At 64.1% G+C, this 16,905-nt stretch carries 16 protein-coding genes; 14 read left to right on the forward strand and 2 right to left on the reverse strand.

Translation table 11 applies throughout. The features are described from left to right. Positions 1-5 precede the first annotated feature (5 nt). From AB4851_RS24530 to AB4851_RS24540, 3 genes are read left to right on the forward strand one after another with little or no spacing between them, the layout of a single operon-like run. A complete protein-coding gene (locus tag AB4851_RS24530; protein ID WP_414451936.1) occupies positions 6-932 on the forward strand; it encodes a peptidoglycan DD-metalloendopeptidase family protein in 927 nt (308 codons plus the stop codon). Between the two features lie 11 nt (positions 933-943). Continuing rightward, positions 944-2,041 (forward strand): RNA polymerase sigma factor RpoS, encoded by a 1,098-nt coding sequence (rpoS, locus tag AB4851_RS24535; RefSeq protein ID WP_414451789.1) that lies wholly within the window; start codon positions 944-946, stop codon positions 2,039-2,041. A gap of 7 nt (positions 2,042-2,048) precedes the next feature. After that, entirely contained in the window at positions 2,049-2,828 is a 780-nt protein-coding gene (locus AB4851_RS24540; protein WP_414451790.1) for a 3'-5' exonuclease, read from the forward strand. Between the two features lie 28 nt (positions 2,829-2,856). Here the strand turns inward: AB4851_RS24540 and AB4851_RS24545 are convergent, their stop codons facing one another. Next, complete coding sequence (locus tag AB4851_RS24545; protein ID WP_414451791.1) at positions 2,857-3,717, reverse strand: endonuclease/exonuclease/phosphatase family protein; 861 nt, start codon at positions 3,715-3,717, stop codon at positions 2,857-2,859. Between the two features lie 73 nt (positions 3,718-3,790). Between AB4851_RS24545 and rlmD the strand changes: the two genes are divergently transcribed. Further along, on the forward strand, positions 3,791-5,185 hold the full coding sequence (gene rlmD / locus AB4851_RS24550; protein ID WP_414445434.1) for a 23S rRNA (uracil(1939)-C(5))-methyltransferase RlmD: 1,395 nt from the start codon (positions 3,791-3,793) through the stop codon (positions 5,183-5,185). Positions 5,186-5,254: 69 nt separating this feature from the next. Here the strand turns inward: rlmD and AB4851_RS24555 are convergent, their stop codons facing one another. After that, positions 5,255-5,953, reverse strand: coding sequence for a Bax inhibitor-1/YccA family protein (locus tag AB4851_RS24555; protein WP_414451792.1), 699 nt, complete (start codon positions 5,951-5,953; stop codon positions 5,255-5,257). A gap of 273 nt (positions 5,954-6,226) precedes the next feature. Between AB4851_RS24555 and ndk the strand changes: the two genes are divergently transcribed. From ndk to hflX, 10 genes are all read left to right on the forward strand, one after another. Further along, the gene (ndk, locus tag AB4851_RS24560; RefSeq protein ID WP_414451793.1) at positions 6,227-6,652 is read left to right on the forward strand and encodes a nucleoside-diphosphate kinase; all 426 of its coding nucleotides are present in this window, start codon (positions 6,227-6,229) and stop codon (positions 6,650-6,652) included. A gap of 42 nt (positions 6,653-6,694) precedes the next feature. Next, positions 6,695-7,831, forward strand: coding sequence for a 23S rRNA (adenine(2503)-C(2))-methyltransferase RlmN (gene rlmN, locus AB4851_RS24565; RefSeq protein WP_414445431.1), 1,137 nt, complete (start codon positions 6,695-6,697; stop codon positions 7,829-7,831). A gap of 131 nt (positions 7,832-7,962) precedes the next feature. Further along, positions 7,963-9,003 (forward strand): helix-turn-helix domain-containing protein, encoded by a 1,041-nt coding sequence (locus AB4851_RS24570; RefSeq protein ID WP_414451794.1) that lies wholly within the window; start codon positions 7,963-7,965, stop codon positions 9,001-9,003. Between the two features lie 89 nt (positions 9,004-9,092). Beyond that, positions 9,093-10,397: a flavodoxin-dependent (E)-4-hydroxy-3-methylbut-2-enyl-diphosphate synthase gene (gene ispG / locus AB4851_RS24575; protein WP_414445429.1), complete on the forward strand. Its 1,305-nt coding sequence runs from the start codon at positions 9,093-9,095 to the stop codon at positions 10,395-10,397. A gap of 18 nt (positions 10,398-10,415) precedes the next feature. Beyond that, positions 10,416-11,753, forward strand: a complete 1,338-nt coding sequence (gene hisS, locus AB4851_RS24580) for a histidine--tRNA ligase (RefSeq protein WP_414445428.1) — start codon at positions 10,416-10,418, stop codon at positions 11,751-11,753. 49 nt (positions 11,754-11,802) lie between these two features. After that, positions 11,803-12,432: a tetratricopeptide repeat protein gene (locus AB4851_RS24585; protein WP_414445427.1), complete on the forward strand. Its 630-nt coding sequence runs from the start codon at positions 11,803-11,805 to the stop codon at positions 12,430-12,432. Positions 12,433-12,475: 43 nt separating this feature from the next. Then, positions 12,476-13,621: an outer membrane protein assembly factor BamB gene (gene bamB / locus AB4851_RS24590; RefSeq protein WP_414445426.1), complete on the forward strand. Its 1,146-nt coding sequence runs from the start codon at positions 12,476-12,478 to the stop codon at positions 13,619-13,621. A 272-nt stretch (positions 13,622-13,893) separates the two neighbouring features. Next, a complete protein-coding gene (der, locus tag AB4851_RS24595) occupies positions 13,894-15,231 on the forward strand; it encodes a ribosome biogenesis GTPase Der (RefSeq protein ID WP_414445425.1) in 1,338 nt (445 codons plus the stop codon). Between the two features lie 131 nt (positions 15,232-15,362). Continuing rightward, positions 15,363-15,605, forward strand: coding sequence for an RNA chaperone Hfq (gene hfq, locus AB4851_RS24600; RefSeq protein WP_206126773.1), 243 nt, complete (start codon positions 15,363-15,365; stop codon positions 15,603-15,605). A 57-nt stretch (positions 15,606-15,662) separates the two neighbouring features. Then, a complete protein-coding gene (gene hflX, locus AB4851_RS24605; RefSeq protein WP_414451795.1) occupies positions 15,663-16,862 on the forward strand; it encodes a GTPase HflX in 1,200 nt (399 codons plus the stop codon). The last annotated feature ends 43 nt before the right edge of the window (positions 16,863-16,905 follow it).

Here is a 16,905-nt window from a genome sequence, read left to right on the forward strand (position 1 = left end):
CACTGATGATTACGTTGCGCGCGATGCAAAACAAACAATCGACTATTCCGCTGACATCCGGCCAGCGAATCGGCCAGCGCGCCATCTGTGCAGCCGCACTCCTGCTCGTTGCCGCTTGCGCATCGCGCATGGACCCGGCGCCGGTGGTGGATCGCTCCGGCGCACTCGGCACGTCGCCGTCGGCGCCGTTGGCCGCCACGCAGCCGGCCGTGCCGCTCGGCCCGCCGCCGCCCGGCTATTACCGCGTGAAACCGGGCGATACGCTGTATCGGATCGCCCTGGAAAACGGCCAGAATTACCGCGACATCGCCTCGTGGAACAACCTGTCGAACCCGAATCAGATCGAAGTCGATCAACTGCTGCGCGTTGCACCGCCGAACGGCGCCGTCGCGGGCGCGATGCCGCCGCCGGGTGCTTCGAACGCCCCGGTGCCACCGCTGTCGAGCGGCCCGGCGATGCCGCCGATCTACGGTGCGAACGGTGCGAACGGCGCGCCGGCCGGCAACGCGGTGCCGCCGGTCGCCGCTGCGCCGACGCCGGGCGCAGCGCCGAGCGCCAGCTCGGGTTCGGTGTCGTTCGCGTGGCCGGTGCGCGGCCCGATCCTCAATCAGTTCGACGACTCGAAGAACAAGGGTCTCAATATCGGCGGCACGGCGGGCACGCCGGTCAAGGCCGCGGCAGACGGCCGCGTGGTCTATGCCGGTAACGGTCTGCGCGGTTACGGCAATCTCATTATCATCAAGCACGATCCGACCTATCTCACGGCGTATGCACACAACCGCGCTTTGATGGTAAAAGAGGGGGATTCCGTCACGAAAGGCCAGAAAATCGCCGAGATGGGCAACAGCGATTCCGACCGCGTGATGTTGCATTTCGAGGTTCGCCGCCAGGGCAAGCCTGTTGATCCGCTGAAGTATCTGCCGCCTCAATAGCCGAGACGATCATGCCGAAATCGAAGCGCCACGAGCCGCAAGCCGAGTCTGAGAAGATCAGTCGTGCCACGCAAGCATCGGTGGGACGGGCTGGCGCTTCGAAGCAGGATGATGACGATGCCTCCGAGCCGGAGCGCGATTACGAAGCGCGCGAAGCCGATTCGGACGATAACGACGGCGAACGCGGAACACGCGGCAGCGGTGGCGAGAGCGCGCCCGAGCCCGACGATTTCCGCGCGATCATGCAGGCGGAACTCACCGCCGACACCATCCAGCATTACCTGAACCGCATCAGCGTCAAGCCGCTTCTGACCGTCGAGGAAGAGCAGCATTACTCGCGGCGGGCCAAGGCCGGTGAGTTCGAGGCACGGCAGGTGATGATCGAGCGCAATCTGCGGCTCGTGGTCAGCATCGCAAAAGGCTATCTGAATCGCGGCGTGCCGCTGCTCGATCTGATCGAGGAGGGCAATCTCGGCCTGATGCATGCGATCGAGAAGTTCGATCCCACGCGCGGCTTCCGTTTTTCGACCTATGCCACCTGGTGGATCCGGCAAAGCGTCGAGCGCGCCATCATGAACCAGGCGCGCACCGTGCGGCTGCCGGTGCATGTGATTCGCGAGCTGAACCAGGTGCTGCGTGCCAAGCGCCACCTCGAAAAGAATTCGATGTCGACGGGCGAGGCGGCCGAGCGCCGCGAGGCCAGCATCGACGACATCGCCTACCTGACGGGCAAGACGGCCGAGGAAGTGACCGACATCCTCGCGCTGAACGAGCACACCGCGTCGCTCGACGCGCCGCTCGACATGGATCCGGCCAGCAGCCTGCTGGATCTGCTGCCCGACGACCAGGGCCAGTCTCCCGACGCCGAAGTGCAGCACCGCGAGCTCGAAACCTTGACGCGCGCGTGGCTGTCGCGGCTGTCCGACAAGCACCGCCATGTGATCGAGCGGCGTTTCGGCCTGAACAACATCGAACCGGCCACGCTCGAAGAGCTGGCCGACGAGATGGGGCTGACCCGCGAGCGCGTGCGGCAAATCCAGCAGGAAGCACTGGTGCGCCTGAAGCGGTTTTTTGCCTCCAATGGCGTTCGCAAGGACGCCGTCCTGTAAGTCATTGATGACACCGATTCTGGTTTTTGACATCGAGACGATCCCCGATGTCGACGGCATTCGCCGTCTTGAAGATCTCCCGCCCGACCTCAGCGACGAGGAAGTGGCCGAACATGCGTTCGAGGCGCGCCGCGAAAAGACGGGCGGCGATTTCCTGCCGCACCACCTGCAGCGCGTCGCCGCGATTTCCTGCGTGTTTCGCGACAAGAGCGGCTTTCGCGTACGCTCGCTCGGCACGGCGCAGGACAGCGAAGCCGCCCTGATCCAGTCGTTCTACCGGATCATCGAGAAATACACGCCGCAGCTCGTGTCGTGGAACGGCGGCGGTTTCGATCTGCCGGTGCTCCACTACCGGGCGCTGGTGCACGGCATCCCCGCCCCGCGTTACTGGGATCTGGGCGAGGACGATCGTGAGTTCAAGTGGAACAACTACCTGTCGCGCTATCACACGCGCCACACCGATCTGATGGATCTGCTCGCGCTCTATCAGCCGCGCGCCGCCGCACCGCTCGACGCGCTGGCCAAGCTGTGCGGCTTTCCGGGCAAGCTCGGCATGGACGGCAGCCAGGTGTGGGAGGCGTTTCGGGCGGGCGAGATCGAGGCGATCCGCAGTTACTGCGAAACCGACGTCGTGAATACCTATCTGCTTTACTGCCGCTTCCAGTTGATGCGCGGCGGGCTGGCGCCGGCCGAATACGCCGAGGAAGTGCAGATCGTGAAGGACGCGCTCGTCGCTGAACCCGCGCCGCATTGGGCCGAATACCTCGCGGCATTCCCGAAGGCGTGACCGTGCGCCGGCATCGGTGGCGTCGCGTTCAGTCGTGCAGTTCCAGCAGGATCGGTTGATGATCGGAGGCGCGCGTCGCGCCGTCGATTTCACAGCGTGCGACGCGATCGAGCAGCGTGTCCGTCACGAACACGAAATCGCAGGTCATCGCGCCGTCTTGCCATTGCACCGTGTCGTAGACACCGGCGGTCGGTGGTGGCGTTTCGCCCGGATGCCGGTGCACCCAGGCGTCGACGAAGCCGGGGTCGCCGTCGATCGGTGCGAGCATGCGCCGGTACGCGTCGTCGCGATACGCGCTGTTGAAATCCCCACAGAGCACCGCATCGAGCGCGCGCCCCGAGGCCGCGAACGGCCCGTCGCGCGTTTCGGCCCGCGCCGGATGATGCGCGTGTCCGGCCGCTTCGTGGTGCTGATCGCGTAGCGCTTCGACCTGTGCGAGCCGCTGCGCCGCCGAGTAAAACTCCAGATGCGTGGTGACGATCCGCAAAGGCCGCCCTGTCTCGGTTTCGACGTTGACTTCGAGCGCCACGCGCGGCATCGACGGCGTGCGAACGTCAGCCGGCCACGGCAGCGTGTGACGCATGATGCGCCCGAGCGGCAACCGCGTCGCGATTGCGTTGCCGAATTGACGCCTTGGCGCACCGGTTGCCGCAGGCGGCAGATCGACGGCAATCGCCTCGATCACCGCAAAGCCTGGCAGCAACGCGGCCAGCTCGGCGAATTGATCCGGGCCGGGGCCGCCGGGCAGCGCGCCGAAGCCACGCGTCAGTTCCTGCAGGCAGAGCACGTCGAAATCGGCCAGCGCGCGCGCCTCGGCGACGGTGCGACCCAGATCGACCACGCCGCTGGCGTCTCGGCCCCATTGAACGTTCCAGTTGAGCAGTTGCATGTCGAATCTCCAATCGCGGTCGGCCATTCGTCTACAATCTCGCCTTCCCACAAACGAATGTCAGGAAAAGCTGGTGTCTGAAGCCGCCCCCACTCCCGCGCGCAAATCCCGGAACGCGCCCGTCGTGCATGTCAGCGCGCCCATCGAGATCGAATCGCTCGACCATGAGGCGCGCGGCGTCGGGCGTCTTGTGAACGAGGACGGCGAGCCCGGCAAGGTGATCTTCGTCGAGGGCGCGTTGCCCGGCGAACGTGTCACGTATTCGAGCTATCGCCGCAAGCCGAGCTACGAGCAGGCCACCGTTGTCGATATTCTGCGTCCGAGCGTGATGCGCGTGGAGCCGAAATGCGCATTCTTCGGCACCTGCGGCGGCTGCTCGATGCAGCATCTCGACGTGCGCGCGCAGGTTGCGATCAAGCAGCGCGTGCTCGAAGACAACCTGTGGCACCTGGCCAAGCTGCGCGCCGAAACGATGTTCTCGCCGATCCACGGGCCGGCCTGGGGCTATCGTTACCGGGCGCGGCTGACCGTGCGCAATGTGCCGAAGAAGGGCGGCGTGCTGGTTGGTTTCCACGAGAAGAAGAGCAGCTACGTCGTCGACATGACGAGCTGCGAAGTGTTGCCGCCGCATGTGTCGGCCATGCTCGTGCCGCTGCGTCACTTGGTGGCGGGCCTGTCGATCAGCGACCGCATGCCGCAGATCGAGCTGGCCGTCGGGTCGAGCGTCACGGCGCTCGTGCTGCGCGTGCTGGAGCCGATCAATTCGGACGACGAAGCCTTGCTGCGCGCGTTTGCCGATGCGCATGACGTGCAGTTCTGGTTGCAGCCGAAGGGGCCGGATACGGTGTTCCCGTTCTATCCGCTCGACAAGTCGCTCGACTATACGCTGCCGGAATTCAATATCCGGATGCCGTTCAAGCCGACCGATTTCACGCAGGTCAACCATCAGATCAATCGCGTGCTGGTCGGCCGGGCGTTGCGTTTGCTGGCACCGCAGCGCAACGATCGCGTGCTCGACCTGTTCTGCGGCATCGGCAACTTCACGTTGCCGCTGGCGCGTCTCTCGCGCGAGGTGGTGGGGATCGAAGGCAGCGAGGCGCTGACCACGCGCGCGCTGGCCAACGCGAAGGAAAATGGCGTGGACGACCATACGTCGTTCGCCTGTCGCAACCTGTTCGAAGTCACGGCCGACGATATTCGCGCGCTGGGGGCATTCGACAAGTTTCTGGTCGACCCGCCGCGCGAGGGCGCGCTGGCGGTATCAAAGGCGCTGGCCGAGATCGCACAAAGCGGCGAGGGCCCGCTGCCGAAGCGGATCGTCTACGTGTCGTGCAATCCGTCGACGCTGGCGCGCGACGCCGGGCTGCTGGTGCACGAGGCCGGTTACCGGATGCGCGGCGCGGGCGTGGTCAACATGTTCCCGAACACGTCTCACGTCGAATCGATCGCGGTGTTCGAGCGCGACTGACCGGAGCGTTTCACGCAGGCATGAAAAAACCGGCCCGAGGGCCGGTTTTTCGTGGGAGGCGTTCCGCGATCAGTTGCGGTTGCCGCCGAAGATGCCGAGCAACGCGAGCAGATTCGTGAAGACGTTGTACAGATCGAGATAGATCGCGAGCGTGGCCGTGATGTAGTTCGTCTCGCCGCCGTTCACGACGCGCTGGACATCGAACAGCATATAGGCCGAGAAGATCACGATGGCCAGTACCGACACCGTCAGCATCAGCGCCGGCAGGTGCAGGAACACATTGGCGACCGACGCCAGCAGCAGCACGATCACGCCGACGAACAGCCACTTGCCGAGGCCCGAGAAATCGCGCTTGCTGACCGTGGCGACGGTGGCCATCGCGGCGAAGATCACGCCAGTGCCACCGAAGGCGAGCATGATCAGCGACGGACCGTTCGAGAAGCCGAGGATGAAGCTGAGCAGGCGCGACAGCATCAGGCCCATGAAGAACGTGAAGCCGAGCAGGACGAAGACGCCCGCGCTGCTGTTCTTGGTGCGCTCGATCGCGAACATGAAGCCGAACGCGATCGCGAAGAAGGCGAGCAGGCTCATCATCGGGCTGGTGGCCGCGAACAGCGAGAAACCGGTTGCGACCCCGACCCATGCGCCGAGGACCGTCGGGATCATCGAAAGCGCGAGCAGCCAGTAGGTATTGCGCAGTACACGGTTGCGGGTCTCGGCCGACGCCAGCGAGCCGCCGCGACCGAAGTTGTACGGATAGTCGTTCATGGTTTCTCCTAGCATGGAACGTGACAGCGATCGGGAACCGGATGCATCGCAATGCGCTGCAGCAATCCGGGCGCCGCACTGCATAAGATCGGTCTGCCGGCCCAAGGTTTCAAGGGCCACCGAATGATCTGACACGCGCGCGACGCGCAAGCCTCAGCATACTCGGTTTTCGACCTTACGATGGTGTAAGGGTTCAATCGCAATGATACATCGGAACGTGCTACAATAGCGGATTCATTTGAATTCGTAACTTCTTAATTTTTTGGAGTTTTTATGGCAATCGAGCGCACCCTGTCGATCATCAAGCCGGACGCAGTGGCAAAGAACGTGATCGGTCAGATCTACAGCCGTTTCGAGGGCGCTGGCCTGAAGGTCATCGCAGCTCGTATGGCGCACCTGTCGCGCGGCGAAGCCGAGCAGTTCTACGCAGTGCATGCAGCACGTCCGTTCTTCAAGGACCTGGTCGATTTCATGATCTCGGGCCCGGTGATGATCCAAGTGCTGGAAGGCGAAGGCGCCATCCTGAAGAACCGTGACCTGATGGGTGCAACGGATCCGAAGAAGGCAGAAGCCGGCACGATCCGCGCCGATTTCGCCGACAGCATCGACGCGAACGCCGTGCACGGTTCGGACGCAGCGGAAACGGCCGCGGTCGAAATCGCATTTTTCTTCGCAGGCTTGAACGTCTACTCGCGCTAAGCGGGTAACGCGAATCCGGCGCTTGCAGCAAGGCAGGGCATCATGACGAGCGAAACTACCGTCAATCTTCTCGACTTCGACGCCGAGGGCCTCGTCGCATATTGCGGCAGCCTGGGCGAGAAGCCGTTCCGGGCCAAGCAGTTGCAGCGCTGGATTCATCAATACAATGCCGCCGATTTCGACGGCATGACCGATCTCGCCAAGTCATTGCGCGAGAAGCTGAAGGGTCGCGCGATCATCGGCATGCCCGATATCGCCAGCGATCACGTCTCGTCGGACGGCACGCGCAAGTGGCTGATCGACGTCGGCAACGGCAACGCGGTCGAAACCGTGTTCATCCCGGAAGAAACGCGTGGCACGCTGTGCGTCTCGTCGCAGGCGGGGTGTGCGGTCAATTGCCGGTTCTGTTCGACCGGAAAACAAGGTTTTTCGCGCAATCTGTCGACGGCCGAAATCGTCGGCCAGTTGCGCATGGCGGAATTCGCGCTGCGTGAATCGCTCGGGCGTGCGCCCGGGCCGAACGGCAAGGCCGATCGCGTCGTCACCAATGTCGTGATGATGGGAATGGGCGAACCGCTGCTCAATTACAGCGCCGTGGTGCCCGCGATGCGGCTGATGCTCGACGACAACGCCTACGGGCTGTCGCGGCGCCGTGTCACGTTGTCCACGTCGGGCGTGGTGCCCATGATGGATCGTCTCGGCGCGGAGCTGCCGGTGGCGCTTGCAGTGTCGCTGCATGCGCCGAACGACGCGCTGCGCGACGAGCTGGTGCCGCTCAACAAGAAATATCCGTTGCGTGAGCTGATGGCCGCGTGCCAGCGCTATTTGAATGTCGCGCCGCGGGATTTCATTACGTTCGAATACTGCATGCTCGACGGTGTCAACGACACTGACGCGCATGCGCGCGAGCTGCTCGCCATCACACGCGACGTGCCGTGCAAATTCAATCTGATCCCCTTCAATCCGTTCCCCGAATCGGGGCTGCTGCGCTCGAAGAACGAGCGAATCAAGCAGTTCTCGCAGGTTCTGCTCGAAGCCGGCGTCGTCACCACCGTGCGCAAGACGCGCGGCGATGATATCGATGCCGCCTGCGGGCAGCTCGCCGGCGCAGTGAAAGACCGCACGCGCCTGGCGGAACGGACCGGAACGGGGAAAATCATCGAGGTCCGGGCCGTCTGACGGGGAGGTCCGGGCAACGCGAAAGCGATCCGGGGCAGGCCAGGCCTGCCTCTGTTTAAAGGTTGCGCTTCGGCGCCGGCGATGTGTCGGCGCGGTTGCGCAAGTGAAGAAGAATCGACGCGAGGAATAGGATGAGCGAACCGCAACCGCCAAGAGGCGCAGACACGAACGCCGAGTACAAGCCGGCATCGGCGGGGTTGGAGTCGTTGGCGGCGGTCGGGGCGCGCCTCGCGCAGCTTCGTGAAGCGAAGGGTTGGTCGGTCGCGGATGTTTCGTCTCGCTTGAAGGTTGCCGTGCCGAAGCTGCGCGCACTCGAAGCCGGCGATATCAGCCAGATGCCGGGTTCGACGTTCGCGGCCGGCGTGGTGCGCAGTTACGCGAAGATGCTCGGTGTCGATCCGGAGCCGTTTGCGCAGGCGTTGCGCCGTGAAAAGGGCATCCCCGAAGTCGATCTGTCGATGCCGGCATCGGCCGGCACGGGCCTGCCGCGCGGCCGGGTATCGATTCCGCTTGGTGCTTCCACACGCAGTCGTTCATGGCTGTGGGCGGTGTTGGCCGTGATCGTGGCGGTGATCGCCGCGGCCATGTGGCATTCCGGTGGCGATTCGGCAAATTGGCTCTCGCGTTTCAAGTCGAATGCCGGCGTCGGCGCGTCCGATGCGCAGCAAGCCTCGTCGGTGGCCGCTCAGGCTGCGGCGACGTCCGATTCCACCGCGATTGCGGTGGGCGGTTCGACGGTGGCAGGTGAAGTGGCGTCGAGCGCAACCGAGCGTGCTCCGGCTGCCATTGACGGTGCCGCTTCGGCCGCAGCACCGGCCGTTGCACCGGCACAACCGGCATCGGTCGCGCCTGCTGCTGCGGCGAATCCGGCCGCGCCCGCTACGGCATCGGCCGTCGACGGCGCCAGCGTCGTGGCGGCTGCCGGCCAGTCGACGATCGGCATCACGGTCAAGCAGGATTGCTGGGTCAGCGTGCGCGACAAGAACGGCAAGGAAATCGTGTCGGGGCTGGCCAAGGCCGGCGAGACGCGTCAGGGCGCGGGTGAAGCGCCGCTGCGCATCACCATCGGCAACCGCGCCGGCCTCGACGCGGTGACGTTCGACGGAAAAACCGTCGATCCGGCAAAATACTCGGCGGGTCGGGGCAATGTCGCGCGGTTCGCGCTGCCCTGACGGCAAGTGTCGTGGCTGACCGGGCACGACACTTTTTCAATTCGTGCGCCGCCCGAGGGGTGGCGCTTCCGGCGTAAATGGATCCAACGATGCAATCCGAAGCTCAATCCCCACGCAGCAGTCAGATTTGTTCAACCGAGCCGGTGTTTGGCGGCTTCGCGCCGCGTCGCCGTTCGCACGCGGTGGATGTCCGGTGGGGCGGGAATCTGGTAACGATCGGCGGCGACGCGCCCGTGCGCGTGCAGTCGATGACGAATACCGATACGGCCGATGCAATCGGCACGGCTATCCAGATCAAGGACCTGGCGAACGCGGGTTCGGAACTGGTACGGATCACGGTCAATACGCCCGAGGCGGCGGCGGCCGTACCGGCGATTCGCGAGCAGCTCGACCGGATGGGCGTGTCGGTGCCGCTGGTCGGCGATTTTCATTACAACGGCCATCTGTTGTTACGCGATCATCCGGCATGTGCCGAGTCGCTGTCGAAGTACCGGATCAATCCCGGCAACGTCGGCCAGGGCGCGAAGCGCGATACGCAGTTCGCACAGATGATCGAAGCGGCCGTGAAGTACGACAAGCCGGTGCGGATCGGCGTGAACTGGGGCAGCCTGGACCAGGACCTGCTGGCGCGCATGATGGACGAGAACGCCGCGCGCAGCACGCCGTGGGATGCGCAGAGCGTGATGTACGAAGCGCTGATCCAGTCGGCGATCGGCTCGGGCGAACGTGCTGTCGAACTGGGCCTTGGCCGTGACAAGATCATCCTGTCGTGCAAGGTCAGCGGCGTGCAGGATCTGATCGCCGTGTATCGCGAGCTGTCCAAGCGTTGCGGCTTCGCGCTGCACCTGGGCTTGACCGAGGCCGGCATGGGTTCGAAAGGTATCGTCGCTTCCACGGCCGCGCTCGGCGTGCTGCTCCAGGAAGGCATCGGCGACACGATCCGCATTTCGCTGACGCCGGAGCCGGGCGCGCCGCGCACGGGCGAAGTGGTGGTCGGCCAGGAAATCCTGCAAACCATGGGCCTGCGTTCGTTCGCGCCGATGGTGATCGCATGCCCCGGTTGCGGTCGCACCACCAGCACGCTGTTCCAGGAGCTGGCGATGCAGATCCAGACCTACCTGCGCGAGCAAATGCCGGAATGGCGCAAGACCTTCCCGGGCGTCGAAAAGATGAACGTCGCGGTGATGGGCTGCATCGTCAATGGCCCGGGCGAGTCGAAGCACGCGAACATCGGCATCAGCCTGCCGGGTTCGGGCGAGAACCCGGCCGCGCCGGTGTTCATCGATGGCGAGAAGGTCAAGACCCTGCGCGGCGAGCGCATCGCCGAGGAATTCCAGCAAATCGTGAGCGACTACGTCGCGCGCAATTACGGCCAGGCAACGGCCGAGCAATAAATCGTCAACCGAAATCAGATGACCGAAACCAAGCGAAAGCTCGAAAAACTGACGGGCGTGAAGGGCATGAACGACATCCTCCCGCAGGATGCCGGATTGTGGGAATTCTTCGAGGCGACCGTGAAGTCGCTGCTGCGCGCCTACGGCTACCAGAACATCCGCACGCCGATCGTCGAGCATACGCAACTGTTCACGCGCGGCATCGGTGAAGTGACCGATATCGTCGAGAAGGAGATGTACAGCTTCACCGACGCGCTGAACGGCGAGCACCTCACGATGCGCCCGGAAAACACCGCTGCCGTGGTGCGTTCCGCGATCGAGCACAACCTGCTGTACGACGGCCCGAAGCGTCTGTGGTACATCGGCCCGATGTTCCGCCATGAGCGTCCGCAGCGCGGCCGCTATCGCCAGTTCCATCAGGTCGGCGTGGAAGCGCTTGGTTTCGCCGGTCCCGATGCGGATGCCGAAATCATCATGATGTGCCAGCGCCTGTGGGACGACCTCGGCCTGATGGGCATCAAGCTCGAAATCAACTCGCTCGGCCTGGCCGAGGAGCGTGCCGCGCACCGCGTCGAGCTGATCAAGTACCTGGAGCAGTTCGCCGACGTGCTCGACGAGGATGCGAAGCGTCGCCTGTATACGAACCCGCTGCGCGTGCTCGACACGAAGAACCCGGCGTTGCAGGAGATTGCACAGAACGCGCCGAAGCTGATCGACTTCCTTGGCGAATCCTCGCGTGCGCACTTCGAAGGCCTGCAGCGTCTGCTGAAGTCCAACAATGTGCCGTTCACGATCAACCCGCGTCTCGTGCGCGGCCTCGACTATTACAACCTGACCGTGTTCGAGTGGGTGACCGACAAGCTCGGCGCGCAAGGCACGGTGGCCGCGGGCGGTCGCTACGATCCGCTGATCGAGCAGCTCGGTGGCAAGCCCACGGGCGCTTGCGGCTGGGCGATGGGCGTCGAGCGAATCCTCGAACTGCTCAAGGAAGACCAGCTCGTACCGGAGCAGGAAGGCGTCGATGTCTACATCGTTCACCAGGGCGATGCGGCACGCGAGCAGGCGTTCATCATCGGCGAGCGTCTGCGCGACACCGGCCTCGACGTGATTTTCCACTGCAGCCCCGACGGCGGCACCGCCAGCTTCAAGTCGCAGATGAAGCGCGCGGACGCGAGCGGCGCGGCTTATGCGGTGATCCTCGGCGAAGACGAAGTCGCGAATGGCACGGTGGGCGTGAAGGCGCTGCGCGGTGCCGGCGAGGGCGAGAAGAGCGAGCAGCAGACGGTAACGGTCGAGAACTTGACCGAATTTCTAATCAATGCGATGGTTGCATCCGCCGAAGACGGCGACGACTGATCGCAGCGGATTCGCTCGACAACAAGCAGGAAGAAGGAATCGCTAGCCGATGAGTTATCACGACGAACAAGAATCGATTGAAAGCGTCAAAGCCTGGTGGGCCCGTTGGGGCAACCTGACGACCTGGGTCCTGACTGCGGCGCTCGTCGTCGCCGCCGCCTGGAACGGCTGGAATTACTGGCAGCGCCATCAGGCGGCAGAGGCTTCGGTGTTCTACGAGGCCGTGCAGCAGGCCATCAGCTCCGGCGACAAGGCCAAGATCGCGCGCGCCGCGTCCGACATGGAAAGCAAGTACGGCAGCACGGCGTACGGGCCGATGACGGCGCTGGCCGCCGCCAAGGGCCTGTACGATGCGGGCGATTCGGCCGGTGCGAAAGCCCAGCTGCAATGGACCATCGACAACGCGAAGGACGATTCGTACAAGCAGGTCGCGAAGCTGCGCCTGGCTTCGTTGCTGCTCGACGAAAAGGCCTACGACGCCGGTCTCGCGCTGTTGAGCGGCACGCCCGTCGACAGTTTCAAGCCTCTCGTGGCGGATGGTCGTGGCGATTTGCTTGCCGCCCAGGGCAAACGCGACGATGCGCGTGCAGCGTACCAGCTCGCGCTCGAATCCCTGCCGAAGCAAGACACGTCCACGCGTCAGCTCGTTCAGTTCAAGCTCGACGCGCTCGGTAGCTGAGCGTCCGCGCTCGTTCCACAACTCTAGATAGCTTCGCTCACCGATGAATTTGCTGAAACGTAACGTTCTTCCGATCGCCTGCGCAGTTGCCGTCCTCGCGCTGGCGGCGTGCTCGTCCACCAAGGATGCGCGCCGCGTGCCGACGCCGCTCACCGAGATCAAGCCCGCGCTCAATGTGACGCAGGCATGGAAGACGAGCGTGGGCAAGGGCGGGCGCTATTCGTTCTCGCCGGTTGCGGTTGGCGATGCGGTGTTCGTGGCCGCGGCGAACGGCTCGGTCGAGAAGATCGATGCCAAGACCGGCCAGACTGTCTGGCACACCAAGCTGCGTTCTGACCTGTCGGCCGGCGTGGGCAGCGATGGCACCCTGACGGCGGTGGGTGCGCTCAAGGGTGGCGTGTTCGTGCTTGGCGCGGACGGCAAGCAGCTTTGGCAGACCAACATACAGGGCGAGATCTTCTCGCCGCCGCTGGTCGGCAACGGTCTCGTGATCGTGCGTACGATCGACGGCCAGGTGATCGCATTCGCCGCGCAAACGGGCGAGCAGAAGTGGGTGTACCGCAGCCGCGCGGTGCCGCTGAACCTGCGGGTCTCGGCCGGCATGACGTTCGCGGGCGACGCGGCCGTGCTGGCCGGTTTCCCGGGCGGTGGTCTGGTGGCGATCAACCTGCAGACGGGCGAGGCCTACTGGCAAACGCCGGTGTCCTATCCGAAGGGCGTGACCGAGGTCGAGCGCATCAACGACGTGAGCGGGCCGCCTACGCTGGTCGGCGCACAAACCTGTGCGGTCACGTTCCAGGGCCAGATCGGTTGTTTCGACGCGAATTCGGGCCGCCCGCTTTGGGAAAAATCGTTCTCGAGCCGCAGCGGTGTGGCGCAGGATGACACTGTGATGGCTGGTGGCGACGATTGGTCGGTCGTGACCGCCTACGACGTGATGTCGGGCAAGCAGCTTTGGCGCAATGATCAGCTCAAGAGCCGCGACGTCGGCGTGCCTTATCTGCTGGGCCACGCCTTGGTGATGGGCGATTACAAGGGTTTTGTCCACTTCCTGTCCCGCGACGACGGTACGTTCGTCGCACGCATGAAGACGGACGGCAGCGCGATCACGGCAGCGCCGGTGCTGGCTGGCGATACGCTGGTCGTGCAAACGCATGACGGCGAAGTCTACGGCTTCCGTCCGCGCTGATCGATTTTGCTGGAATTGCGCGGTCCGGCGCCCCAGGGCGCGGGCCGCGCGTGTTTTTTTGTGCGGCAATTGTCGCCGGCGCTCCCGAGCGGGCGGGTCCGGCGCGCTGCCCCGGCGGTCAGCCGCCGAGTTCGCGTGTCGCGCGAGTCGCACGCGCGCGCCCATTGCGGCGCGGAATTCGTGCTAATTTTCATTCAACGCAGCCACCCGTCGCAGCCGGTTCTCCGCGCGGCAGGCATCCCGCTCCTGCGTAATACCGTAAACGACATCAAATGAAACCGGTCATTGCCCTCGTCGGGCGCCCCAATGTGGGGAAATCCACGCTGTTCAACCGGCTCACGCGCTCGCGCGACGCACTCGTCGCCGACCTGCCGGGCCTTACCCGCGATCGCCATTACGGCGAGGGCCGGGTGGGCGAGCGCCCCTATCTCGTGGTCGACACGGGCGGTTTCGAGCCGGTCGCCAAGGACGGAATCCTGCACGAAATGGCGCGCCAGACACGCCAGGCCGTCGCGGAAGCCGATATCGTCGTGTTCATCGTCGATGGCCGTAACGGCCTGGCCCCGCAGGACAAGTCGATTGCCGACTACCTGCGCAAGACGGGCCGGCCGATCTTCCTGGTCGTCAACAAGGCCGAGGGGATGAAGTACACGGCGGTGGCCAGCGATTTCTACGAGCTCGGCCTCGGCGACCCGCGCGCGATTTCGGCCGCGCACGGCGATGGTGTCCACGACATGATCAGCGAGGCGCTCGAAGTGGCCTACGCGGGTCAGTCGGAGGAATCGGACGACGCGGCGCAGACGCGCGGTGTGAAGATTGCCATCGTCGGCCGCCCGAACGTCGGCAAGTCGACGCTCGTCAATACGCTGATCGGCGAGGATCGCGTGATCGCGTTCGACATGCCGGGCACCACGCGCGATTCGATCTATGTCGATTTCGAGCGCAACGGCAAGCCCTATACGCTGATCGACACGGCCGGCCTGCGCCGCCGCGGCAAGGTGTTCGAGGCGATCGAAAAGTTCTCGGTGGTGAAGACGCTGCAGTCGATTTCGGATGCGAACGTCGTCATTCTTCTGCTGGATGCCCAGCAGGATATTTCCGACCAGGACGCGCACATCGCGGGCTTCGTGGTGGAGCAGGGCCGCGCGCTGGTGGTGGGCGTGAACAAATGGGACGGGCTCGATTCGCACACGCGCGAGCGCACCAAGGCCGACCTGACCCGCAAGCTGAAATTCCTCGAATTCGCGAAATTCCATTTCATCTCGGCTGCCGAGAAAACCGGTATCGGCCCGTTGTTGCGCTCGGTCGACGACGCCTACGCGGCGGCCATGAAGAAGCTGCCGACGCCGAAGCTCACGCGCGCGCTGATCGAGGCCGTGGAATTCCAGCAGCCGCGCCGTCGCGGCCCGGTTCGGCCGAAGCTGCGCTACGCCCACCAGGGCGGTCAGAATCCGCCGATCATCGTGGTGCACGGCAATGCGCTCGACGCGATCACGGATACCTACCGGCGTTACCTCGAAAACCGTTTCCGGGAAACTTTCGAGCTGACCGGCACTCCATTGCGGATAGAGTTCCGATCCTCGACGAACCCTTATGCGGACAAGGATTGAGGGGATTAGACCGAATGGCCGGCTCCCGAGCGGGGGCAACGAAATCGGCTATAGTGTAGCGATTGACGGCGGATCTCTTTTTCTTCGCCGACAATCTACAAGATCAACCTGCAAAAAAGATGGAGTAAGCCATGAGCAACAAAGGGCAATTGTTACAAGACCCGTTTTTGAACGCACTGCGTAAGGAGCATGTGCCGGTGTCGATTTACCTCGTCAACGGCATCAAGCTGCAAGGGAACATCGAATCGTTCGACCAGTACGTCGTGTTGCTCCGTAACACGGTTACCCAGATGGTTTACAAGCACGCTATCTCGACGGTCGTTCCGGCGCGCCCGGTGAACTTCCACCCGGACGCGGAAGGCGCGGCCTCCTAACCCGATTGCTGCGGCTGGCGTTGCTCGCCGCCGGCGATCCACGCCAGCCGCCTTACTTTGACACCCGATAATTTGATCAACGCAGCGTTAGTCGGCATCGATTTCGGCAAGACCGATTTCGAAGCCAGTCTCGAAGAACTCAGTCTGCTCGCTTCCAGCGCGGGCGCGCGCCCGGTGGTCACCCTGACCGGCAAGCGTTCCAGCCCCGATGCGGCCATGTTCATCGGCAGCGGCAAGGCCGAAGAACTGCGCCTCGCCTGCGATGCCAACGGCGTCGACATCGTCATCTTCAATCACCCGCTCGCCCCTGCGCAGCAGCGCAATCTCGAACGCACGCTGAACCGTCGCGTGGTCGATCGCACGAGCCTGATTCTCGATATTTTCGCGCAGCGCGCTCGCAGCCACGAAGGCAAGCTGCAGGTCGAGCTGGCGCAGTTGCACTACCTCTCCACGCGGCTGATCCGCGCCTGGACCCACCTCGAACGCCAGAAGGGCGGTATCGGCCTGCGCGGCCCCGGCGAAACGCAGCTCGAAACCGACCGCCGGCTGATCGGTGAACGCATCAAGATGCTGAAGACGCGGCTCGAAAAGCTGCGTCGCCAGCACGATACGCAGCGCCGTCAGCGCGAACGCAACCGCACCGTGTCGGTGTCCCTGGTGGGCTATACGAACGCGGGCAAATCCACGCTGTTCAATGCGCTGACGAAAGCGCAAGCCTACGCGGCCGACCAGTTGTTCGCCACGCTCGATACCACCTCCCGCCGTGTGTATCTGGGCGACGAGGTCGGGCAGATCATCGTGTCGGATACGGTCGGTTTCATCCGTGAGCTACCGCACCAACTGGTTGCGGCGTTTCGTGCCACGCTCGAGGAAACCATCCACGCCGATTTGCTGCTGCATGTCGTCGATGCGTCAAGTGCCGTGCGCCTCGAACAGATCGAGCAGGTCAACGATGTCCTGCACGAGATCGGCGCGGATTCGATCCCGCAGGTGCTGGTATTCAACAAGATCGACGCGGTGCCCGAACTCGCGGCCCGTGGCGACGCGGTCGAGCGTGACGAGTATGGTAATATTTCGCGCGTCTTTTTGAGCGCGCGCACCGGCCAGGGACTCGATACGCTGCGTGCCGCCATTGCCGAAATCGCGACCAGCGATGCGCTGTCCGGCACGGCGCTGCCCGAGCGCGACATTCGGTTCGACAGCAACGCGCTGAACGAACCGCACGACGACCACACGGTTTCCGAACACGGGCACTAGCCGGCGCCAGCCGGACAGTCGCACCTACTCTGGTGAACAAACT

The sequence above is a fragment of the Burkholderia sp. 22PA0099 genome, assembly GCF_047497165.1.
GTDB lineage: Bacteria > Pseudomonadota > Gammaproteobacteria > Burkholderiales > Burkholderiaceae > Burkholderia.